The organism is Phytohabitans flavus (assembly GCF_011764545.1).
Classification (GTDB): Bacteria; Actinomycetota; Actinomycetes; order Mycobacteriales; family Micromonosporaceae; genus Phytohabitans; species Phytohabitans flavus.
Map to the genome: position 1 here is coordinate 9,191,687 of NZ_AP022870.1, position 22,771 is coordinate 9,214,457.

The 22,771-nt window shown below is 71.5% G+C and carries 18 protein-coding genes and 4 pseudogenes; 15 read left to right on the plus strand and 7 right to left on the minus strand.

Features of this window, described 5'->3' with window-relative positions; genetic code table 11:
* Positions 1–14 precede the first annotated feature (14 nt).
* From Pflav_RS40940 to Pflav_RS40980, 8 genes and pseudogenes are all read left to right on the plus strand, one after another.
* Entirely contained in the window at positions 15–1,592 is a 1,578-nt protein-coding gene (locus Pflav_RS40940) for an amino acid permease (protein WP_173041865.1), read from the plus strand.
* A 16-nt stretch (positions 1,593–1,608) separates the two neighbouring features.
* A complete protein-coding gene (locus tag Pflav_RS40945; protein ID WP_173041866.1) occupies positions 1,609–2,454 on the plus strand; it encodes a FadR/GntR family transcriptional regulator in 846 nt (281 codons plus the stop codon).
* A gap of 59 nt (positions 2,455–2,513) precedes the next feature.
* Positions 2,514–3,914, plus strand: coding sequence for a glutamine synthetase family protein (locus tag Pflav_RS40950; RefSeq protein WP_173041867.1), 1,401 nt, complete (start codon positions 2,514–2,516; stop codon positions 3,912–3,914).
* Between the two features lie 38 nt (positions 3,915–3,952).
* Positions 3,953–5,264: pseudogene (locus Pflav_RS40955) on the plus strand (aldehyde dehydrogenase family protein).
* Positions 5,265–5,272: 8 nt separating this feature from the next.
* Positions 5,273–6,037 carry a 3-oxoacyl-ACP reductase gene (locus tag Pflav_RS40960; RefSeq protein WP_173041868.1) on the plus strand — a complete coding sequence of 255 codons (765 nt, stop codon included), beginning with the start codon at positions 5,273–5,275 and terminating at the stop codon, positions 6,035–6,037.
* A 14-nt stretch (positions 6,038–6,051) separates the two neighbouring features.
* Positions 6,052–7,446, plus strand: a complete 1,395-nt coding sequence (locus Pflav_RS49380) for a gamma-glutamyl-gamma-aminobutyrate hydrolase family protein (protein ID WP_462933162.1) — start codon at positions 6,052–6,054, stop codon at positions 7,444–7,446.
* Positions 7,447–7,477: 31 nt separating this feature from the next.
* Positions 7,478–8,338 (plus strand): type I methionyl aminopeptidase, encoded by an 861-nt coding sequence (gene map / locus Pflav_RS40975; protein ID WP_173041870.1) that lies wholly within the window; start codon positions 7,478–7,480, stop codon positions 8,336–8,338.
* A gap of 83 nt (positions 8,339–8,421) precedes the next feature.
* Positions 8,422–9,047: pseudogene (locus tag Pflav_RS40980) on the plus strand (VIT1/CCC1 transporter family protein).
* Positions 9,048–9,054: 7 nt separating this feature from the next.
* Here Pflav_RS40980 and Pflav_RS40985 read toward each other — a convergent pair.
* The 7 genes from Pflav_RS40985 to Pflav_RS41010 form a co-directional block, all read right to left on the minus strand.
* On the minus strand, positions 9,055–9,768 hold the full coding sequence (locus tag Pflav_RS40985) for a nucleotidyltransferase domain-containing protein (RefSeq protein ID WP_232072511.1): 714 nt from the start codon (positions 9,766–9,768) through the stop codon (positions 9,055–9,057).
* Between the two features lie 153 nt (positions 9,769–9,921).
* Complete coding sequence (locus tag Pflav_RS40990; protein WP_173041872.1) at positions 9,922–12,660, minus strand: ABC transporter permease; 2,739 nt, start codon at positions 12,658–12,660, stop codon at positions 9,922–9,924.
* A complete protein-coding gene (locus Pflav_RS40995) occupies positions 12,657–13,370 on the minus strand; it encodes an ABC transporter ATP-binding protein (RefSeq protein WP_173041873.1) in 714 nt (237 codons plus the stop codon). The genes Pflav_RS40990 and Pflav_RS40995 overlap by 4 nt, the downstream gene beginning before the upstream one ends.
* On the minus strand, positions 13,367–13,756 hold the full coding sequence (locus Pflav_RS46925) for a hypothetical protein (RefSeq protein ID WP_232072810.1): 390 nt from the start codon (positions 13,754–13,756) through the stop codon (positions 13,367–13,369). The genes Pflav_RS40995 and Pflav_RS46925 overlap by 4 nt, the downstream gene beginning before the upstream one ends.
* The gene (locus Pflav_RS46930) at positions 13,645–13,980 is read right to left on the minus strand and encodes a PadR family transcriptional regulator (protein WP_232072512.1); all 336 of its coding nucleotides are present in this window, start codon (positions 13,978–13,980) and stop codon (positions 13,645–13,647) included. The genes Pflav_RS46925 and Pflav_RS46930 overlap by 112 nt, the downstream gene beginning before the upstream one ends.
* A gap of 48 nt (positions 13,981–14,028) precedes the next feature.
* Positions 14,029–14,454, minus strand: coding sequence for a ferritin-like domain-containing protein (locus Pflav_RS41005; protein ID WP_173041874.1), 426 nt, complete (start codon positions 14,452–14,454; stop codon positions 14,029–14,031).
* 46 nt (positions 14,455–14,500) lie between these two features.
* Positions 14,501–14,995: a hypothetical protein gene (locus Pflav_RS41010; protein ID WP_232072514.1), complete on the minus strand. Its 495-nt coding sequence runs from the start codon at positions 14,993–14,995 to the stop codon at positions 14,501–14,503.
* A 258-nt stretch (positions 14,996–15,253) separates the two neighbouring features.
* Between Pflav_RS41010 and rimP the strand changes: the two genes are divergently transcribed.
* The 7 genes and pseudogenes from rimP (at position 15,254) to Pflav_RS41045 (ending at position 22,390) form a co-directional block, all read left to right on the plus strand.
* A complete protein-coding gene (rimP, locus tag Pflav_RS41015; protein ID WP_173041875.1) occupies positions 15,254–15,862 on the plus strand; it encodes a ribosome maturation factor RimP in 609 nt (202 codons plus the stop codon).
* Complete coding sequence (nusA, locus tag Pflav_RS41020; protein WP_173041876.1) at positions 15,859–16,893, plus strand: transcription termination factor NusA; 1,035 nt, start codon at positions 15,859–15,861, stop codon at positions 16,891–16,893. Before rimP ends, nusA begins: the two co-directional genes overlap by 4 nt.
* 47 nt (positions 16,894–16,940) lie before the next feature.
* The gene (locus tag Pflav_RS41025; RefSeq protein ID WP_232072811.1) at positions 16,941–17,228 is read left to right on the plus strand and encodes a YlxR family protein; all 288 of its coding nucleotides are present in this window, start codon (positions 16,941–16,943) and stop codon (positions 17,226–17,228) included.
* A 106-nt stretch (positions 17,229–17,334) separates the two neighbouring features.
* Positions 17,335–20,395, plus strand: a pseudogene (gene infB, locus Pflav_RS41030) (translation initiation factor IF-2).
* Positions 20,396–20,468: 73 nt separating this feature from the next.
* Positions 20,469–20,761: pseudogene (locus tag Pflav_RS41035) on the plus strand (DUF503 domain-containing protein).
* A gap of 94 nt (positions 20,762–20,855) precedes the next feature.
* Positions 20,856–21,332 (plus strand): 30S ribosome-binding factor RbfA, encoded by a 477-nt coding sequence (gene rbfA, locus Pflav_RS41040; RefSeq protein WP_173041878.1) that lies wholly within the window; start codon positions 20,856–20,858, stop codon positions 21,330–21,332.
* Positions 21,333–21,337: 5 nt separating this feature from the next.
* Positions 21,338–22,390, plus strand: coding sequence for a DHH family phosphoesterase (locus Pflav_RS41045; protein ID WP_173042929.1), 1,053 nt, complete (start codon positions 21,338–21,340; stop codon positions 22,388–22,390).
* Positions 22,391–22,771 lie beyond the last annotated feature (381 nt).

Below are 22,771 nucleotides of genomic sequence, written 5' to 3' on the forward strand. Positions count from 1 at the left end.
CAGGGAGACTCCTCATGGCAACCACCGCGCCGGCGACGGCCGAGCACCCTATGGATGACGACGCCCATCGCCTTGCCGAACTCGGTTACAAGCAGGAGCTGCGCCGCAAGTGGAGCGGCTTCTCGAACTTCGCCATCTCCTTCTCCATCATCTCGATCCTGGCCGGCTGCTTCACGACGTTCGGCCAGGCGTGGAACAACGGCGGCCCGGTCGCGATCAGCTGGGGCTGGCCGCTCATCTCGCTGTTCATCCTGATCATCGGCTTCAGCATGTCCGAGCTCGTGTCCGCGTTTCCGACCGCGGGCGGCATCTACTGGTGGGCGTCGCGGATGGGCAAGCCGGTACACGGCTGGTTCACCGGGTGGCTGAACCTGATCGGGCTCATCGCGGTCACCGCGTCGGTCGACTACGGCTGCGCGACGTTCCTCAACCTGACCCTCTCGGCGCTCTTCGAAGGCTGGGCCGGCACGCTCAACCAGGCGTTCCTGCTCTTCGTGATCATCCTGACACTGCACGGGATCATCAACATCTTCGGGCACCAGATCATCGACCTCCTCCAGAACGTCTCGGTGTGGTGGCACGTGGCCGGCGCGGCGGCGGTCGTACTGATCCTGATCTTCGTGCCGGACAACCACCAGAGCATGGAGTTCGTCTTCACCGAAAAGTTCAACAACTCCGGCTTCGCCGGCGGCGACAACAACGGGCTGGCGTTCTGGTTCTACATCCTGCCGCTGGGTTTCCTGCTCACCCAGTACACGATCACGGGCTTCGACGCTTGCGCGCACGTGTCCGAGGAGACCAAGGGCGCGTCGCTGGCGGCCGCGAGAGGGCTGTGGCGGTCCATCTTCTACTCCGCTATCGGCGGCTGGATCCTGCTGCTCTCGTTCCTCTTCGCGGCGACCAATGTGGACGCTGTCAACGAGGCGGGCGGCTTCTCCGGCGCCATCTTCGAGAGCGCACTCACGCCGTTCTTCTTCAAGGCCGTCATCATCATCTCCACCATCGGGCAGTTCTTCTGCGGCATGAGCTGCGTGACGAGCATGTCCCGGATGACGTACGCGTTCAGCCGCGACCGCGCGGTGCCCGGCTGGACGCTCTGGTCCAAGGTGGACCGCAACGGCACGCCGGTGAACGCCATCATCGGCGCCACCGTCGCCGGCCTGATCCTTACCCTCCCAGCGCTGTACAAGAGCTCGGCCGGCATCCCGGTCGCGTTCTACGCGGTCGTGTCGGTCGCGGTGATCGGCCTGTACCTGGCGTTCCTCATCCCGATCGCGCTGCGGCTGCGGATGGGCGACCGCTTCGTGCCCGGCCCGTGGACGCTCGGCAGCAAGTACAAGGTGCTCGGCTGGATCTCGGTCATCGAGATCGCGGTGATCTGCGTGTACTTCATCATGCCGATCGTTCCCGCGGGCGTGCCCGGCAACGACGAGTTCAGCTGGTCCGCGGTGAACTACGCGCCGATCGCGGTCGGCGGCGTACTGCTCCTCGTGGCGGTCTGGTGGTACGCCTCGGCCCGCAAATGGTTCACCGGCCCGCGCCGTACGATCGACGAGGCCGACGGCCCTGAAGTGGAGCAGCCGGTCGCCTAGTGCCGGGAGAGAACGCATGTCGAGCGACGCGGTCGCCGCGAAGCAGGGGCGCGAGTCGCCCGGCGCGGCGATGCCCCTGTGGCGACCCGTGCGCGGCGGCAACGCGTTCGAGATCACGGTGTCCCGGCTGGCCCAGGCGATCAAGCTCGGGCTGGTGGCCGAGGGAGAGCGGCTGCCGGCCGAGCGCGAGCTCGCCGAAAAGCTCCAGGTCAGCCGGGTCACCCTGCGCGAGGCGATCCGCGCGCTCCGGGAGGCGGGCTACCTGGAGTCCCGCCGGGGGCGCACCGGAGGGACGTTCGTGGTGTCGCGGGCCGGGACTCCACCGGTCGTCGGCCGCGTGCGGTCGGCGGCCGGGCGGGCCCGGCCCGGGCGCAAGGCGGTCGTGCCGGCGGCGTCCGTCACGCCGCTGGCCCGGCGCGGCACCGCGGCCGACCTGGCCCGGGAGATGGGTGACACGCTCCACGACGCGCTCGACTTCCGGCGGGTGGTGGAGCCGGGCGCGGCCGGCCTGTCCGCCAGCCGGGCACTCGCCGCGGCCGACCGCCAGCACCTGGTGGCCTGCCTCACCGCGTCCCGCGACCGCGACCCGGCCACGCGGCGGGTGGCCGACTCGCGGCTGCACCTGGCGATCGCGGGGGCGAGCGGCAGCCCGTCCCTGGCTGCCGCGGTCGCCGACGTGCAGCTCACGCTCGACCGGCTGCTGGCCGCGATCCCGGTCATCAAGCGCAACCTGGACCATTCCGACGACCAGCACACCCGGGTCGTCGACGCGATCCTCGCCGGCGACCCGGCCGGCGCGCGCTCGCTGATGGAGGAGCACTGCGACGGTACGGCGGAGCTTTTGCTGGGGCTGCTGACCTGATATGCCTATAGCTTGGAAATATTTGGTATAGCTACGAACCTTTTCCCGGAGGCGCTCTCATGACTGCACCCAGGCCGGCACTCTCGCTGGAAGAGCTGCGCGTGGCGGTCGACGCGGGGCAGATCGACACCGTGGTGCTGGCCCTCACCGACATGCAGGGGCGGTTGCAGGGCAAGCGTTTCCACGCCCGCCACTTCCTGGACGAGGTGGTCGCGCACGGCAGCGAGGGGTGCAACTACCTGCTCGCCGTCGACGTCGACATGAACACAGTGGACGGATACGAGATGTCGTCGTGGGATCGCGGCTACGGCGATTTCGCGATGGCGCCAGACCTTTCCACGCTCCGCCGGGTCCCGTGGCAGCCGGGCACCGCGATGCTGCTGGCCGACCTGCGGTGGCTGGACGGCTCCGGTGACGTGCTCGCCTCACCCCGGCAGATCCTGCGCCGCCAGCTCGACCGGCTTGCCGAGCACGGGCTTACCGCGTACGCCGGCACCGAGCTCGAGTTCGTGCTCTACCGCGACTCGTACGAGGACGCGTGGCGGCGCGGCTACCGCGACCTCAACCCGGCAAACCTCTACAACATCGACTACTCACTGCTCGGCACGGCTCGGGTCGAGCCGCTGCTGCGCCGGATCCGCAACGAGATGGCCGGCGCGGGCCTGGTGCCGGAGAGCGCCAAGGGCGAGTGCAACCTGGGGCAGCACGAGATCGCGTTCCGGTACGCGGACGCGCTCACCTGCGCGGACAACCACGTGATCTACAAGAACGGGGCGAAGGAGATCGCGGCTCAGGAGGGCATGTCGATCACCTTCATGGCCAAGCCCAACCAGCGCGAGGGTAACTCCTGCCATATCCACTTCTCGCTGCGTACACCGGCCGGCGGCGCGGCGATGGTCGGCGACGGATCAGGCCCAGCGGCCGGGAGCGGCGGAAAGGCGAACCTCTCTGAGACCGGGCAGCGGGCGATCGCCGGGCTGCTCGCCACGATGCGCGAGCTGAGCCTCTTCTACGCCCCCAACATCAACTCGTACAAGCGCTACCAGCCCGGCTCGTTCGCCCCGACGGCCGTGCGCTGGGGCACCGACAACCGCACCTGTGCGCTGCGCCTGGTCGGGCACGGCGGCCACTCGCTACGGGTGGAAAACCGGGTGCCGGGTGCGGACGTCAACCCGTACCTGGCGATCGCCGCGCTCGTGGCCGGGGCGCTGCACGGCATCGAAAACGAGCTCGCTCTCGAGGAGGCGTACGGCGGCAACGCGTACGAGGACGAGAGCGCGCTCCGGGTGCCCGCGTCACTGCGCGACGCGGTGGGTCTGTGGGAGACTTCCGCGGTCGCGCGCGCGGCGTTCGGGGATGACGTGATCGCCCACTACGCCAACAACGCGCGGGTCGAACTCGCCGCCTTCGACGCCGCGGTCACGGACTGGGAGCTGTACCGGGGGTTCGAACGGCTGTGACGACGACGGATGTGCTCAACCCGGCGACCGGGCAGGTCATGGCGACGGTCCCGTCGGCATCGACCGAGGAGACCGACGCCGCCATCGAGCGCTCGAGGGGGGCGTTCGATTCCTGGCGCCAGGTCTCACCCGGCGACCGGGCCCGGCTGCTCCGGCGGTTCGCGGCCGTGGTCGACGGGCACCTTTCGGAGCTGGCCGATCTTGAGGTGCGCAACTCCGGGCACACCATCGGCAATGCCCGCTGGGAGGTGGGCAACGTCCGCGACGTGCTCGACTACTACGCGGGCGCCCCGGAGCGGCTGACCGGACACCAGATCCCGGTGGCGGGCGGGCTCGACGTGACGTTCCACGAGCCGCTCGGCGTCGTCGGCGTGATCGTCCCGTGGAACTTCCCGATGCCGATCGCCGGCTGGGGCTTCGCGCCGGCCCTGGCCGCGGGCAACACGGTGGTGCTCAAGCCGGCCGAGCTGACCCCGCTCACCGCCCTGCGCCTCGGCGAGCTGGCGCTGGAGGCGGGCCTGCCGGAGGGCGTCCTCACGGTCGTACCCGGGAAGGGGTCGGTCGTGGGCGAGCGGTTCGTGACCCATCCCGCGGTGCGCAAGGTGTGCTTCACCGGGTCCACCGAGGTGGGCAAGCGGATCATGGCGGGCTGCGCGGAGCAGGTGAAGCGGGTGACGCTGGAGTTGGGCGGCAAGAGCGCCAACCTCGTCTTCGCGGACGCCGACCTGGCGGCGGCCGCGGCCGCCGCGCCGGCCGCGGTCTTCGACAACGCCGGCCAAGACTGCTGCGCGCGGTCCCGGATCCTGGTGCAGCGATCGGTGTACGACGAGTTCCTGGCGCTGCTGGAGCCGGCGGTGCGGGCCTTCCGGGTGGAGGACCCGGCGCTTCCGACCGCGCAGATGGGCCCGCTCATCTCGGCCGGTCAGCGGGCCACCGTCTCCTCCTATGTGGACGGGGCGAAGGTGGCGTTCACCGGCTCCGCCCCGCCGGGAGGGTTTCTGGTACGCGCCGACGGTGCTGCTCGCCGACTCGCCGGCTGAGCGGCACTGGCGGGAGGAGATCTTCGGGCCGGTCGTGTCGGTGCTGCCCTTCGACGACGAGGCGGACGCGATCCGCCTCGCCAACGACACCGAGTACGGGCTCTCCGGCTCGATCTGGACCCGTGACGTGGGACGGGCCATCCGGGTGGCGCGCGGTGTGGAGTCGGGCAACCTGAGCGTCAACTCCAACTCGTCGGTGCGCTACTGGACCCCGTTCGGCGGGATGAAGCAGTCCGGCCTCGGCCGTGAGCTGGGCCCTGATGCCTTGCATGCCTTCACTGACGTGAAAAATGTGTTTATTGCGGCATAAGGAGTGACATGGAGCGTCTTGCCGGTCGCGTCGCGGTCGTTACCGGGGCGGGGAGCGGGATCGGTCTGGCCACCGCCCGGCGACTGCGCGCCGAGGGTGCGTCGGTGGTCTGCGTCGACGTGGACGAAGACTCCGGCAAGGCGGCCGCGGCCGAGGTGGCGGGGGAGTTCGTCGCCTGCGACGTGACCGACGAGGCGGCCGTGCGGGACCTCTTCGACGGGGTGGCGGCCCGGCACGGTCGGGTGGACGTCGCGTTCAACAACGCCGGCATCTCGCCGCCCGACGACGACTCGATCCTGGTCACCGGGCTGGAGGCCTGGGAGCGGGTGCTCAGGGTCAACACCACGAGCGTGTACCTGTGCTGCAAGTACGCGATCCCGCACATGCAGCGGCAGGGCAAGGGCTCGATCATCAACACCGCCTCGTTCGTCGCGCTGATGGGGGCGGCGACAAGCCAGATCGCGTACACGGCGAGCAAGGGCGGGGTACTCGCGCTCAGCCGCGAGCTCGGCGTGCAGTTCGCCCGCGAGGGTATCCGCGTCAACGCGCTCTGCCCCGGGCCGGTGGCGACGCCGATGCTCATGGAACTCTTCGCCAAGGACCCGGAGCGGGCCGCCCGGCGCCTCGTACACGTGCCGATGGGCCGCTTCGCCCAGCCGGAGGAGATCGCCGCCGCGGTCGCGTTCCTGGCCAGCGACGACGCGTCGTTCGTCACGGCGTCCCAGTTCGTGGTCGACGGCGGGATCACCGGCGCCTACGTGACGCCCCTTTAGGTCGGGATATCTCAATGCGGCCGATCATCGGAATCACCTCGTACGTAGAGCCCGCCACCTGGGGCGTGTGGCGCGACTTGCCGGCGACTGTCCTTCCGTACTCTTACGTGCGCGCGGTCGAGGCGGCCGGCGGTCGGGCGATCGTGATCCCGCCCGACCCGGAGAGCGCCGAGATCCTCCGCGTGCTCGACGGGCTCGTGCTCGCCGGCGGCGCGGACATCGAGCCGTCCCGGTACGGCGCGGCACCCCACCCCCGTACCGACAGCCGGCCACAGCGGGACGCGGGGGAGTTCGCGCTGGTCGGCGCCGACTTGCCGATCCTCGGTGTGTGCCGGGGCATGCAGCTGCTCGCGGTGGCGTACGGCGGGCGGCTGCACCAGCACCTGCCCGACGTGGTGGGGCACGAAAAGCACTGCCCGGTGCCCGGTGAGTTCGGCTCGCACGGCGCCCGTTTCGCCCCTGGCAGCCTTGTCCAGCGAATCATGGGCGGCGACGGTGAGGTCAACTCGTACCACCACCAGGGGTCGCCGACGCGGGACGGCTCACCGTCAGCGCCTGGGCGGACGACGGCGGTATCGAGGCGGTCGAGGACCCAGCGCGCCCCTTCGTGCTCGGTGTCCAGTGGCACCCGGAAGTGGAGGGGACGTCCGGCCGTTCAAGGCCCTGGTGGACGCCTCACGGTAGGGTTGGGCCACATGAGGCGTCCGCTCATTGGTCTCACCACATATGCGGAGAACGCACGGTTCGGGGCCAATGACACATTTTCCGCCATCCTTCCCCTGCGGTACGTGCACGCGGTCCACGAGAGCGGCGGCCGCGCGGTCCTGATCACGCCGGACGCGCCCGACGCCGACGTGCTGGACGACATCGACGGGATCATGTTCACCGGCGGCTCGGACGTCGACCCGACCCTCTACGGCGAGCCGCCCCACCCCACGACCAATGTCAACCCGCAGCGGGACGCGGCCGAGCTGCTCCTGCTCCGCGCGGCGGTCGCCCGCGACCTGCCCGTGTTCGGCATCTGCCGGGGCATGCAGCTGATGGCCGTCGGGTACGGCGGGAGCCTGCACCAGCACCTGCCGGACGTGCTCGGCCACGAGGGGCACCGGCCGACCAGCGGCCCCAAGTTCAGCCAGCGGCACCCCGTGCGGCTGCTGCCGCACTCCCGGGCGCACGCCATCCTCGGCGACGAGGCGACTGTCAACTCGTACCACCACCAGGGGGTGCGCGACCCGGGCGGGCTGACGCCGGTCGGCTGGTGCCCGGACGACGGCCTCATCGAGGTGGTGGAGGACCCGAGCCGCACGTTCGTGCTCGGCGTGCAGTGGCATCCCGAGGTCAGCGACGACTTCCGGGTCTTCGAAGCCTTCGTGGAGGCGGCCAACGCCCGCAAGATGGCATTGCGGTAAGGCGGCGGCCCCCGGCGCTAGGGTGGATGCCATGACCGCCGTACGTGCCCATTTGGCGCCGGGCCAGATTTCGCCTTGGCGCCAGGTGCCCGCCTCCATCCCGCGCCCTGAGTATGTGGGCAAGAAGCGGCCCAAGGAGTGGCGCGGCTCGCACGTGCAGACACCCGAGACGATCGAGAAGATGCGGATCGCCGGCCGGCTCGCGGCCCAGGCGACCCAGCTCGCCGGCGAGCACTGCAAGCCGGGTGTCACCACGGACGAGATCGACAAGGTCGTGCACGAGTTCCTCTGCGACCACGGCGCCTACCCGTCGACGCTTGGCTACAAGGGCTTTCCGAAGTCCTGCTGCACCAGCCTCAACGAGGTGATCTGCCACGGCATCCCGGACACCACGGTGCTGGAAGACGGCGACATCATCAACGTCGACGTGACCGCGTTCATCGGCGGGGTGCACGGCGACACCGACGCGACATTCGGAGTCGGCGACGTCTCGGAGGAGGCGCGGCTGCTCATCGAGCGCACGCACGAGGCGATGATGCGGGGCATCCGGGCGGTCGCGCCGGGTCGCCCGCTCAACGCGGTGGGCCGAGTCATCGAGGCGTACGCGCGCCGCTTCGGGTACGGGGTGGTGCGCGACTTCACCGGGCACGGCATCGGCGAGTCGTTCCACAGTGGCCTGTACGTGCCGCACTACGACAACCCGCAGCTCGACGTCGTCATGGAGCCGGGCATGACGTTCACGATCGAGCCGATGATCACGCTGGGCACCCACGAGTACACGATGTGGCGGGACGGCTGGACGGTCGTGACCAAGGACCTCAAGTGGACCGCCCAGTTCGAGCACACGATCGTGGTGACCGACGACGGGCACGAGATCCTGACCCTCCCGTGACGCCGGAAAGACCGGCGGCCCTCACCCCCAACCACCACCCCGACGTCTCCGGCGGCTGGCTGCGCGCGGCCGTGTTCGGTGCGATGGACGGCCTTGTCACCAACATCGCGCTGATCGCCGGCGTCGGCGGTGGCGGGGTCTCGTCGCGGAACATCGTGCTCACCGGCGTGGCCGGCCTGGTCGCCGGCGCGATCTCGATGGGCCTCGGCGAGTACACGAGCGTGCGCACCCAGAACGAGCAGGTGGCCGCCGAGGTCGCCAAGGAGCGGCGCGAGCTGGAGCGGTTTCCGGACGCGGAGGCGCACGAGCTTGTGGAGGCCTGGGCCGGCCGGGGATGCCGCGTGACCTGGCCGAGGAGGTCGCGGCCGTCCTCAAGCGCAACCCGGAGGAGGCGCTGCGCTTCCACGCCCGCGAGGAGCTCGGCGTCGACCCGGACGAGCGGCCCAGCCCGTGGACGGCAGCGGGTTCGTCCTTTGTCTGCTTCTCGGTCGGCGCGCTGGTGCCGCTGATCACGTTCCTGCTCGGCTTCGACCAGCTGTGGCTGGCGCTCGCGGTCGGCGGTGTGGGGCTCTTCGTGGCCGGTGCCCTTGTCGCCCGGTTTACGGGCCGCTCGTGGCTTGGCAGTGGGCTGCGGCAGCTGCTGCTCGGCGCCGCGGCCACCGCCGCCACCTACGCGATCGGCAGGCTGATCGGCGTGGGCGGGGCCTAGGGCCAGCTCAGGCGTCGAATATCTGGCTCACCGTCGCGTCCACCGGGCGGCCCCGGTTGGCCAGCTCCTTGGCCTGGTCGCGCAGGATCAGGCCGAGCTCGGTCATGTCCACGCCGGCCAGGCCGGTGCGCTTGACCGCGTCCGCGCTGTTGCGGAAATACGTGCGGGTGATCAGCCCCACCACCATCGCCGCGTTGAGCCGGGCCTCGCCGATCATCAGCATGGCGGCATCCGTCTCGTACCACTGGGTGAGCCGGACCGCCCGCGCGTGCGCCGACGAGGCTCGGCACCACGCCTCCCGGGCGAGCGTCGTGAACTCCAGCGACTTTGCCTCCGCCAGCCGCCCGAGGTGGGTGTCGCGGAGCCGCTCCAGCCACCCGTCCGGGTCGTAGATCGACTTGGTCGTCACGTACCGGTCGGCGGCCACCGGCCACGAGGTGGTGAGGGTGCGGGCGTGCTGGAGGTACTCCTCGGCGGCCACCACACCGAGGTCGACAAGGATCCCGTCCACCCGGCGGGTGACCGGCCGTGGCCCGGCGCCCGCCTTGTAGGTGACCACGACCAGGTCGACGTCGCTCGTGTCGGTGTCGTCGCCGTGGGCAAGTGACCCGTGGACCCCGATGGCCTGCACCCCCGCTGGGTACCGCCGTCGGGCCGCGTCGGCCACCTGTTCCGCCACGACCCAGCGGGGATTCGCGAGGTACGGATTTGGCTCCGCCACGGCGATCATTCTCCGCCACACCGTGTCGGATCGGTAGCGCTAAGTTTCTTCTACGTAGGACCGGCCCATCGCTTCATATCCATGATGGTGCCGTCCGGCGGGCTAGGGTGGGCCCGCCGGACGTTTCTGTGGCACGACTCCGGGATCTCCGGATCAGGTGGCGCGGCGGGCCTCGATCGGCAGCCGGGAGCGGGTGAGCAGGCCCGCGCCGAGCATCGCCACGAGCGGCACGACGGCGACGACCGCGAGGCTCTGCCACGGGACCCCGACTGGGTACGGCGGCTCGACCGGCCACCGGTCAGCGCCCGTCTGGTTGTACGCGTACAGCACCGCGGCGGAGACGCCGAGCCCGGCGGTCACCCCCAGCACCGTACCGAGCCCGGCGATCACCCCCGACTGGCTCAGCGACAGCCTCCGCCGTACCCCCGGACTGGCCCCCACCGCCGCGAGCGTGGACAGGTCGGCGCGGCCGTCGGCGGCGGCGAGGCCGGTCGCGATGCCGGCCGCGCCGAGCGTGATCAGCCCGGCCGCGGCGGCGAGGACCAGCAACATCGGGTCGGACCGTTGGCTGGGGCCGTGCTCGACCGACGTGTACAGCGCCGCGTCCAGCTCGCGTAGCCCGGCGGTCAGCCGGTCCTGCTCCGCGCTGGTGGGCATCCGGCTCGTCGACACCACGAGGCCGGAGGGGCGGTGGGACAGCTTGGCCGCCTCGACCGCGCCGCTGGAGAGGATGATCCCGCCGAACGCAGGCAGGCCGGTCGACACCGCGTACGCGGGCACCACGACCGTGGGCAGCTTCGCCAGGTCCCGCACCGCAGTGGTCCCGCTCTGCTGGCTGGCGTCGTAGATCTCCAGCGTGACCTTGCCGTCTTCGACGAAGCGCGGGTCGCCGACCACGACGCCGCCCGCGGCAAGGGCCGCTCGGGCCGTGGCCAGGTCGTCGCCGGTCGCCGCGGTAAGCCCGGGCAGCGCGTCGGGCCCGGCGACGGCCATGCCGTACCCGACGCTCTGCCAGCCGGAGTCCAGTACGCAACGCGGGTCCTGGCGGGCCTTGCGCTGTTCCTCGGCGCCCAACGTCCCCACCTCGTCGGCCCACGGGCACTCCCGCCCGGCCGGCACACGCGGTGAGAGTCCACAGTAGACATCGTTCGGGGTGCCGGCGGGACAGGTGACCTCGGCGAGCGGAGCGGTGGCGACCGTCGGGAAGGTGGCGCGGGCGATCGCCGCCACCCGTTCCAGGTCGGGCGCCTGCTCGGGCTTGCCGGGTTCTGTCTGCGCCTGGCGGTACTGGTACTGGATGAGCGCGTTCCCGGAGGGGAGCCCGGCGTGGTACCTCGCGTCGTTTCGGTCCTGCTCGGCCGTGAGCACGACGCCGAGCGCCACGCTGCCCGCGACGGCCGCCATCACCGCGGCGATGGCCGGTGCCGAGGCGGCCCGGTTGCGCGCGGTGTCGCGGAGCGCGATCCGGGGCGCCAGCGGCAGGACCCGGCCCAGCCGGGCGATCAGCCCCACCAGCGCGGGCGTGCAGAGCACGAGCCCCAGCTCGCCGAGGATCAGGCCGGCCAGCAGCATGTTGATGTCCGTACGCCGGGCGCCCAACACGGTCACGGCCGCGCCCACCCCGGTGAGCGCGAGGCCGGCGACAAGCCAGCGCTTGCGCGAGCGCACGCTGCCGCGCCGCCCGGTCAGGGCCGCGACCACATCGCCGCGGGCCGCGGTGAACGCCGGCACGAGCGCGGCGAGCAGGCCGGTGCCCACCGCGAGTACGGCGATGCCGGCGAGCGCGAGCGGGAACACCCGGTAGCCGCCGGCCCGCTGGTTGACGAAGTGCTCCTCGAGCAGCGGGCGGGTGAGGAACGCGGCGGCGATGCCGATCACCAGGCCGGCGGCGGCGCCCAGCGTGCCCAGCACGACGCCGTCGGCGAGCACGATGCGGCGCAGGTGTGCCGGGGTACCCCCGTTGGCGGCGATCAGGCCGAGGTCGCGCCGGCGACGGCGGGCGCCCACGGCGAACGCCGGCCCGGCCAGCAGCACGATCTCCAGGATGGCCAGGCCCGCGACAAGCCCGCCGATGCCGAGGGCCTCGGCGTCGACGCCGGAGGTACGGAACATCTCCGGCGTCTCGGACTCCGGTGGTGGGTGCAGGAACACAGCGCGGGAAGAGACGATGATGCCCCGCTGGTTGAGCTGCTTGACCTGGTCCCAGTCGACCGGGCCGGGTGCGTCCCAGAGCCAGCCGGCGCTGCCACCGGAGGGACTCGGCCGGGCGGGCATTGTCTCGGGGAGGAATACGGCGGTCTCGTAGAGCGAGTCGGGAAACTCGACGAGCCCGGTGACCGTCCAGGACCGGGTGCGGTCCGGGTTCTGGATCGTGCCGCCGATCTCGGTGCCGAGCCGGTCAGCCGCCTGCGGGGTGAGCGCGACTTCGCCGGCGCTGGCGGGCGCGCGGCCCTCGAGGAGCGTGACGAGCCCTTCGGTGAGCGGGTCGCGGACGTCCAGTCCCTGGACACCGATGCTGCCGATCCCACCAGCGGTACGGAACTCGGTGTAGTTCTCAAGCGCCGGGATGATCCGGCTGCCCGCGGGCAGGGCGGCGAGGACCTCCCGCTCGGTAAAGGGCTGGGTGACCGGCGAGCCTTCGCCGCTCCAGCCGTTGCCCCGCGGTTCCTGCACGACCGGCCCGGTGTGGTCCCACCGCAGCCGGGCGTCGGCGGCACCCATCTCGCGGTCCGCCTGCTCGGCCGGGCGGAGCCGGAACATGTCGTACGACGCGGCGGCGAAGGACAGTGCCAGCACCGGCAACGCGATCATCGCGACCACCATCGCGGAACGGCCCTTGGCCCGGCGTGCCTCGCGCCGGGCGATGCGCAGCGCAATGAACCAGGAGGTCACGATGCCGGCTCCAGCAGCTCTTCGGCCTGGGCGAGCGGGCCGGACGTGTCCACCACGACGCCGTCGCGCAGGAAGACCACACGGTCGGCCCAGCCGGCGTGCCGCGCCTCGTGCGTCACCAGTACGCCGGCCGCCCCAGCGTCGACCCGCGCCCGGAGCAGCCGCAGCACTGCCTCGCCGGTCTGCGAGTCGAGCGCGCCGGTCGGCTCGTCGGCGAGCACGAGACGGCGGTCGCCGACAAGCGCCCGCGCGATCGCCACCCGCTGCTGCTGGCCGCCGGACATGTCGTCGGGGAAGCGCGGGCCGAGGTCGGCGAGGCCCACCTCCTCCAGCGCGGCGACGGCGAGCCGGCGCGCCTTGCGTACGCCCATGCCGTCCAGCTCCAGCGGCAGTGCCACGTTCTCCGCGGCGGTGAGGCTGGGCAGCAGGTTGAGGTCCTGGAAGACGTACCCGACCGAGCGCCGGCGCACAGCGGCCAGCTGCCGCTTGGAGAGCTCGCCGAGCAGCTTGCCCTCGACGTACACGCCGCCCTGGGTGGGACGGTCGAGGCCACCGGCGAGGTTGAGCAGGGTGGACTTTCCGGAGCCGGATGGGCCCATGACAGCCACCAGCTCCCCGGGGCGTACGCCGAGCGAGACGCCCCGCAGCGCGTGTACCGCCGCCGCGCCGGTGCCGTGGGTACGGTGCACGTCGCGCAGTTCGAGGATCATGACGAGCTCACCTCGCTGTGTTCGGTATCCGGCGTATCCACCGGGGAGGGGGTGGCTGCCAGGGTCGGCTTGGCGGACGAGGGGTTCGGCGTCGCTGGCGGGTAGCGCATGACGCTCGCCTCGCAGTGGTCCAGCCAGCGGATCTCCGCCTCGGCCTGGAAGATCATCGCGTCGAGGACGAGCCGCCACGGCAGGTCGGCGACATCGGTCTCGCGGCTTTTGAGGCGGGTGTACTCCTGTAGCGCCCGCATCGTCGCGGTCCGCTGGGTCTGCACTACCGCGCGTACGTCGACGCCGGGCGTGGTGAGCGCCAGCGCGAGCTTGATCGCCAGCTCGTCGCGGGGCCGGTCGGTACGGCTGATCGGGGTGGCGAACCACTCGGCCAGCTCGCTCCGGCCCGGATCAGTGATCTCGTACGGCCGCTGCCCCCGTCGTTCTCCGGCAGCGGACGGATGAGGCCGTCCCGTTCGAGGCGGGACAGCGTCGTGTAGACCTGCCCGATGTTCAGCGGCCACGTCGTGCCGGTGGACTCCTCGAAGGCGGCGCGGAGCTGGTAGCCGTACATGGGGCCGCGTTCGAGCAGCGCCAAGAGGCCATGACGGATGGACATGGCTACCGAGTATGCATACCCGGTATGGTGAGGGCAAGAGCAGGGGCCTCAGGTAACCCGTCCGGGGAAGGGGACGGTCGCCGGGCTGACTCCTGCGCGGCGGCGCCAGCGGGTGGCCCGGACCGCGCAGTCGCAGAGCGCCGCGAGGGCGCTGGCCCGGTCGGTCTCCGTCGTCTCCGGCAGGGCGGCCCGCCATACCGCTGCGGTGCGTTCCTCTATCTCGGTGGCCAGCTTGAGCGCGGCGGCCCGGTCGGTGACCTTGTAGGGCAGCGTGTAGCTGGCCGCCGCGGCGGGTGGCGAGGTGCCCATCTCGGTCAGTCGCAGCACGAGCGCGTCCCGGCGGGTGCGGTGCGCGGCCTCGGCCTGCCGGGCGTCGGCGGCCGAGGCGTTGTCGAGTCGGACCCCTATCGGCCCGTATGCGTAGATCGCCGCATGCTCGGCTTCGAGCGCGGCGGACAGGGCCTCGGGCTTCATCGGTTCGTCCTGAATGGGAAGGATCGGGGGTCCGGCGGTGTTGGCATCATCGGACCACTTCCAGGTGTGTCGCGCGCGCCGCGGCGATAGAGCCCAGCAGCGCGGCACGCTCGGCCGCCGCGGCCTGGCAGGCCTGCGCCGCGGACTTCTGACCTTTTTGCTCCGCGCTCCGCAGTGCGCCGAGAGTGCTCTTCTCGTCACCGCTCGGCGGGGCGGGGCTGGCGGAGGAGGCGGAAGCGCTGGGCGCCGGTGCCTTGATCACCTTGGTAAGGGCGGTCGCGTGCTCGCGATGTGCCGCCGCGACCGGGGTCAACCGCTCGGCGAGCGCGGGGAAGGCGGCGATCGCGGCCTCGTGCTGGCTGGCGAGCGAAAGCGCCTCGGCCAGCAGTGGAGCCAGCGGGTCGGGCGCCGGGGGCTGCGACTTGTCCTCTTCGTCGCCGAAGAGGCCGCACCCGGCGATCGGGTACAGCGCGGCGGCCCCCACCGCCGCGGCCAGCACTCCACGGCGGGACGCCTGGTGAACCTCAAGCCTGCTCCGCACGGCCAAAGTCTGCCGTACCCCGCTACCGGCCGGCGACCCGACTCCCGGAAACCCCCGACTCGGGTGACCTGGCCTCTCGTGCTGAGTGGCCCCGTGGATGGATGGTCGGTGCGGCGGCCGTCCCGGAAGTGCTCCGGCGCGTTACGCTCTGCGCAGCCACCGGACGCGCTTTGGTCCGGTGGCAAGGAGGCATGGCCGCCCAACCAGGTCGGGGAGACGGCGGCTGGGCCGCTCGATTGACGGAGAGAGGTGCACCCGATGACTCAGCGTGGTCGCACCACTCCGCCCCGCAGCTCCGGCGGCGGCCGGCGCCAGTCGGCTGGCGGAGAGCGGACCCCGCAGCCGAGGGTGTCCAAGGAGCGGGTCACCGCCGTCGTGCAGCCGGTCGTGGTCAGCGCCGGGTACGACCTGGAGGACCTCGCGGTCTCCCGGGCCGGGCGGCGACACGTGGTGCGGGTGACGATCGACGGCGACCGGGGCGTAAGCCTCGACGGCATCGCCGACGTCTCCCGGGCGGTCTCCGCCGCGCTCGACGCGGCCGAGGAGGCCGAGGGCGACCTGCTGCCCGGGGAGTACGAGCTGGAGGTCAGCTCGCGTGGCGTCGACCGGCCACTGACGCTGCCCCGCCACTGGCGGCGCAACGTGGGGCGGCTGGTGAAGGTGAGTGCGGCCGGCCGGCAGATCACCGCGCGGATCAAGGCCGCTGGCGACGAGGGCGTGACGCTCGACGTCGACGGCACCGTCCAGGAGGTGGCCCACGCCGACCTCGGGCCAGGCCGGGTGGAGCTGGAGTTCACCAGGTGGGGCGAGGTCGAAGGCGCGGATGATGAGGACGACGAGATCGACGAGGAGGACGAGGAGAGGTGAACATCGACCTCGCGGCGCTGCGCGCCCTCGAGCGGGAGCGGGAGATTCCGTTCGACACGATCCTCGCGGCGATCGAGACCGCGCTGCTGACCGCGTACCGCCACACTGAGGGCGCGGAGGCACACGCGCGGGTGGAGATCGACCGGAAGACCGGTGCCGCGCTCGTGTACGCGCAGGAGCTGGACGCGGACGGCACGGTGGTCCGCGAGTGGGACGACACCCCGCACGACTTCGGCCGGATCGCCGCGATGACCGCCAAGCAGGTGATCCTCCAGCGGCTGCGCGAGGCCACCGACGAGGTGCACTTCGGCGAGTACGTGGGCCGCGACGGCGACCTGGTGACCGGTGTGGTCCAGGCGCACGAGGCACGCTCGGAGAAGGGCATCGTCACGGTCGACCTGGGCAAGCTCGAGGCGGTGTTGCCGCACTCCGAGCAGGTGCCCGGCGAGATCTACGCGCACGGCCAGCGGATCCGCTGCGTGGTCGTGCACGTTGCCAAGGGCTTCCGCGGCCCGCAGATCACGCTCTCCCGCTCGCACCCCAACCTGGTGAAGAAGCTCTTCGCCCTGGAGGTGCCGGAGATCGCCGACGGTACGGTGGAGATCGCCGCGATCGCCCGCGAGGCAGGTCACCGGACCAAGATCGCCGTACGCTCGGCCGCGCCCGGTGTCAACGCCAAGGGCGCCTGCATCGGTCCGATGGGCCAGCGGGTCCGCGCGGTGATGAGCGAGCTGCACGGTGAGAAGATCGACATTATCGACTGGTCGGAGGACCCGGCGAACTTCGTCGGCAACGCGCTCTCGCCGGCCAAGGCGCTGCGTGTAGAGGTCATCGACGCGGCGACGCGCACCGCGCGGGTCACCGTGCCAGACTTCCAGCTGTCGCTGGCGATCGGCCGCGAGGGGCAGAATGCCCGCCTCGCCGCCCGGCTCACCGGATGGCGGATCGACATCCGCCCTGACAACGAGCCGGCGCGCCCCGCTGGTAACGATCATGCGACCGAGCCAGGCGGCGCGGTCGCCGAGGCGTAGGAGTAGACTCTCTGTTGGTACGACGTGCGCGGCCGGTGCGCACATGTGTGGGTTGCCGGCAACGGACGGCGGCCGGCGATTTGCTACGGGTTGTCGCGGTTCCCAGTGAGGCTGGCCACAGCCTTATGGCGGATCGGGCCCGTAGACTGCCGGGTCGGGGAGCTCACCTGCATCCTGATCCGGCTTGCTTCGCGCTAGCGGAGCGGCGTCGCGCTTTCGGGCGTGCGCTGCGCATCACCGGTGTCCTGGACACAGGTGAGCTGGCCGAGCACATCCGTGCGGTAGCCACTACGACCGGTCAGCAGACCGGCCGAGGGTCGCAAAGAGCAAGGTAGGACGACCGACATGAGCACACGATGAAGTCCCTGAAATGACCAGGCTTCAAGTGCAGGAGTGAGGTCGAGCGGGTGCCGCCCGCACGACCTCGGAGTGAGGAGTGCAGTGGCAGGCAAGGCCCGCGTACACGAGCTTGCGAAAGAGCTCGGGGTCGAAAGCAAGACCGTTCTCGCCAAGTTGAAGGAAATGGGCGAGTTCGTCAAGTCCGCGTCGAGCACTGTTGAGGCGCCGGTAGCCCGGCGGCTGCGCGGTGCGTTCGCCGCACAATCAGCCCCCGCGGCGGCTCCGGCCGCCCCATCGGTATCGGCGGCCTCGGCGGCAACACCAGCCGCACCGGCCCCGATGCCCCAGAAGGTATCGGCGCGCCCCGCGCCGCCCCGGCGGGCGACGACGCCCGCCCCTACCCCCGGCCCTTCGGCTCGGCCCAGGCCCCCGGTTCCGGGTCCGCCCCCGCCCGCCCCGTCGTCAAGCCCGCGAGCGCCCACGACATCGAGGTCGCCGCGGCTGAGGAGCGCGCGGCGCGGCTCAAGCGTGACCAGGAAGCGGCGGTCAAGGCCGCCCAGCAAGCGGCCAAGCAGCGCGACCAGCGTGACACCGCGCGCCGGGAGCCCCCGGCCGACGGTGCGACCCGGCCCAAGCCCGGTCCGGGCGCGATGCCCCGCGGCCCGGCTCCCCGGCCGCCGGTCGGCCAACGCCCCCCGCGGCGCCGACTCCGGGTCCGGGCCGTCCTGGCCCGCGTCCGCCGCGCAGCGGCGGTAACAACCCGTTCGGCATCACGCCCGGCGGCCAGCGTCCCGCCGCCAGCGGCGGTGGCGGCGGTGGCGGGCCTCGGCCCAACCCGGCCTCGATGCCGCCTCGGCCGAGCCCGGCGTCCATGCCGCCTCGGCCCAGCCCGGCGTCCATGCCCACCCAGCGGCCTGGCCGCCCGGGTGGTGGCGGCCCCGGCCGTCCCGGTGGCGGTGGTGGTCCCGGCGGTGGCGGCGGCGGTCGCACCGGCGGTGGCTTCCGTCCCGGTGGCGGCCCCGGTGGTGGCGGCGGCGGTGGCGGCTTCCGCGGTGGCGGCGGCGGCCCCGGCGGCGGTGGCGGTGGCGGCGGCTTCCGCGGTGGCGGCGGCCCCGGTGGTGGCGGCGGTCCCGGCGGCGGTGGCGGTGGCTACCGCGGCGGTCCCGGTGGTGGCGCGCCGGCGGGTGCCGGCGGTGCCGGTCGTCCCGGTGGCGGCGGTCGCGGTCGCGGTGGCGGAGCGGCGGGTGCCTTCGGGCGTCCCGGCGGTAAGCCGACCCGCGGTCGCAAGTCCAAGAAGCAGCGGCGTCAAGAGTTTGACAATCTGTCCGCGCCGCAGATGAGCTCGGGTGCTCCGCGCGGTCAGGGCCAGGCGGTCCGGCTCTCGCGCGGTGCGTCCCTCTCGGACTTCGCCGACAAGATCAACGCCAACCCCGGTTCGCTGGTCCAGGAGATGTTCAACCTGGGCGAGATGGTGACGGCGACGCAGTCGTGCTCCGACGACACGTTGCTGCTGCTCGGTGAGCACCTCGGCTTCGACGTGCAGATCGTCAGCCCCGAAGACGAGGACCGCGAGCTGCTCGCGCAGTTCAACATCGACCTCGACGCGGCGGTCGACGAGGACCGGCTGGTCAGCCGGCCACCGGTCGTGACCGTCATGGGTCACGTCGACCACGGTAAGACGAAGCTGCTCGATGCGATCCGCAAGACGAACGTGATCGAGGGCGAGGCCGGCGGCATCACCCAGCACATCGGTGCCTACCAGGTCATGGTGGAGCACGACGGTAACGAGCGGGCGATCACCTTCATCGACACCCCGGGTCACGAGGCGTTCACCGCCATGCGTGCCCGTGGTGCCCAGGTGACCGACATCGTCATCCTGGTCGTCGCGGCCGACGACGGCGTCATGCCGCAGACGATCGAGGCGCTCAACCACGCCAAGGCGGCCGAGGTGCCGATCGTGGTCGCGGTCAACAAGGTCGACAAGCCGGAGGCCAACCCGGACAAGGTGCGCCAGCAGCTCACCGAGTACGGGCTGGTGGCCGAGGAGTACGGCGGCGACACGATGTTCGTCAACGTCGCGGCCAAGCCCGGCATCGGCATCGACGACCTGCTCGAGGCCGTCCTGCTGACCGTCGACGCGTCGCTGGAGCTGACCGCTCCGATCGACGGCCCTGCTCAGGGTGTGGCCATCGAGGCCCACCTCGACAAGGGCCGGGGCGCGGTGGCCACGGTGCTGGTCCAGAAGGGCACGCTCCGCGCCGGCGACTCGATCGTCGCCGGTGGGGCGCACGGCCGGGTCCGGGCGATGCTTGACGAAAACTTCAAGCCGGTAACCGAGGCGGGTCCGGCCCGTCCGGTGCAGGTGCTGGGCCTCACGGCGGTGCCGGGTGCGGGTGACACGTTCCTGGCCGCGGCCGACGACCGTACCGTGCGGCAGATCGCCGAGCAGCGCCAGGCGCGGCGGCGGGCGGCGAGCTTCGCCAACTCCCGTGGCCGGGCCACCCTTGAGACGCTCATGGAGCAGATCAAGGAAGGCGAGAAGACCACGCTCAACCTCATCCTCAAGGGCGATGTCTCCGGTTCGGTGGAGGCCCTGGAGGACGCGCTGTTCAAGCTCGACATTCCCGAAGAGGTTCAGCTCAAGATCCTCGACCGGGGCGTCGGCGCGATCACCGAGAGCAACGTCATGCTCGCCAGCGCCTCGTCCGAGGCCGCGACGATCATCGGCTTCAACGTGCGGGCGTCCAACAAGGTTCGCGAGATCGCCGACCGCGAAGGCGTGGAGATCCGGTACTACACGGTCATCTACCAGGCCATCGAGGAGATCGAGGCGGCGCTCAAGGGCCTGCTCAAGCCCGAGTACGAGGAGGTCGAGCTCGGCACGGCGGAGGTCCGCGAGGTCTTCCGTTCGTCCAAGATCGGCAACATCGCGGGTTGTATCGTCCGGTCGGGCCTCCTCCGGCGCAACGCCAAGGCGAGGCTCATGCGGGACGGGGTCGTGGTGGCGGAAAACCTCACGATCAGCTCGCTCAAGCGGTTCAAGGACGACGCGACCGAGGTCCGCGAGGGCTTCGAGTGTGGTCTGACGCTCCAGGGCTACAACAACATCCAGGTCGACGACGTCATCGAGACGTTCGAGATGCGGGAGAAGACGCGCTCCTGAGTGGTGCGTTCGAAGCGCCCCGCCGGCACCCGCCGGCGGGGCGCTTTGCTTGGGCCCAGTAAGTTCTCTCGGCGTGTATACGGGAACTGCTGTGTTTGACGTGCTCCTGCCGGGGACTCACGTTCGTTGAAGGCGAAGCGCTCGTACGTGCGGCCGATCGTCGCCGCCCTGCGGAAGTTCGAGATCTCCGTGGCCGAGGTCGGTGCGCTCGACCTGCACGGGCGGGCGGAGATCGGCGTGGCGGTGGTGGCCGCCGAGCCCGCGCACGTGGGCGAGGTACTGGACTCCTGCGAGCGGCTCGTCGCGGGCCGTCCAGAGATCGAACTGCTGTCCGTGAGGCGCCGGCTACACGGCGACGAGGACTGATTTTGAGCTGCTCACACGGGTAGTGTGCAGAGGTTGGCGGGTGTCTCCGGCCGCCTGGCCGGGTGCGCGCAGTGGAGCTTCCGGAGGTGGCGAGATGACGGACCCGGCCAAGGTACGCCGGCACGCGGAGCGGGTGCGGGAGCTGGTGGCTTCGGTGGTGCGTACGCAGATCAAGGACCCCCGCCTCGGCATGATCACGATCACGGATGCCCGGATCACCGCCGACCTGCGTGACGCGACGGTCTTCTACACGGTGCTCGGTGACGCGGCCGCCCAGGCGGGCACCGCGGCGGCCCTCGACAGCGCCAAGGGGCTCGTGCGCAGCACGGTCGGCAAGGCGCTCGGGCTGCGCCACTCGCCGACGCTGACGTTCATCCACGACGACGTGCAGGAGCACGCCAAGCACATCGACGACCTGCTCGCCGCGGCGCGCACGGCCGACGCCGAGGTGCAGCGGCGGGCGGCCGGCGCGGAGTATGCGGGCGAGTCCAACCCGTACAAGGAAGAGTCCGACGAGGAAGAGGGTGACGAGGCGGACGACGCCGCGGACGACTCTCGGGACCGGCCGTGACCACCGTGGCGGAGGTTCCGGCGGCGGAGACGGCCGAGCCGACCGCCGCCGACTGGGCCTCGGCTGTCGCCGCGGTGCACGGCCTGCCGCCGGGCGGTACCGTGCTGCTGGTCTGTCACGTCAACCCCGACGGGGACGCGCTGGGCAGCATGCTGGGCGTGGCGTTGGGGTTGCGCCGGCTGGGGATCTCCCAGCTCCAGGCGACGTTTCCCGGTGCGACGGCGGGAGCCGGCGACGGTGGGTATGGCGGGCCGCCCGAGGTGCCCGAGCCGTTCCGCTGGCTGCCCGGCCTCGACCTGCTGGTGCCGTCGGACGAGGCGCACCCGGCGCCGGACCTGTTCCTCTGCTTCGACGCGGCCAGCGCCTCCCGGCTGGGGACGCTGGCCGACCGGCTCGACACGGCCGGCGCGGCCGTGGTGCTCGACCACCACGCCTCGAATACCCGCTTCGGCGGCATCCACCTGGTCGACCCGGGCGCCGCGGCCACCTCGGTGGTGGCCGAAGGGCTGCTCAACCGGCTTGAGGTGCCGCTCGACGCGGAGATCGCCCAGTGCCTGTACGTGGCGCTGGCCACCGACACAGGCTCGTTCCGGTTCGACATGACCACCCCGGCGGTACACGAGATGGCTGCCCGGCTCATCGCGACCGGCATCAGCCCCGGGGAGATCTCCCGCCGGATCTTCGACACCCGACCGTTCGGCGCGGTGCGGCTCTACGGCGACGTGCTTCAGCGCGCCCAGCTGGAGCCGGAGGCGGCCGGCGGTGTCGGGCTCGTGTGGACGTACGCGACGCTGGACGACCTCGCCCGGCACAGCCAGAAGCCGTACGTGCTGGAGGCCCTCATCGACTCCGTGCGCTGCGCCGCCGAGGCCGACGTGAGCTGCGTCATCAAGCAGGTCGGCCCGGCCGAGTGGGCGGTGTCCATGCGGAGCAAGGGCGCGGTCGACGTGAGCCGGGTCGCGGTGGCGCTCGGCGGTGGCGGGCACCGGCTGGCCGCTGGCTTCACCGGGCGGGGCTCGGTCCACGACGTGATCGGGGCGATCCGGGCAGAGCTCTGAGACCCGCTGCGACGGAGCGTCCCCGCCTGCTACCAGTCCGTATCCCGGGAACCTAGCGCGCGTTCATCTGACTTAACGCTAACTTGGTCAACGTTGCGTACTGGTTCGTGCGTGCACTGCGTGCGGCCGGTATTGCTCCAGGGTCTGATCGACCCGGGCTCGCGCCTCCGCTGTTCCGGCGATCCCGGAAGGCTGTCTCGGCGCACCGCACGACCGCCCGCTGAGCCTGATGATTCGCTCGCCGCGCACGCCTCTGTGTGGGCTCACGCCGCTGCGCGCCACACACGCCGCTGGAAGGACCCGTTCCATGGCTACCAAGCCCAAGCCGCAGAACACCGAGGAGGAGCGCGAGCAGGCCCGCCGCGCCCTACAGACCTCGAT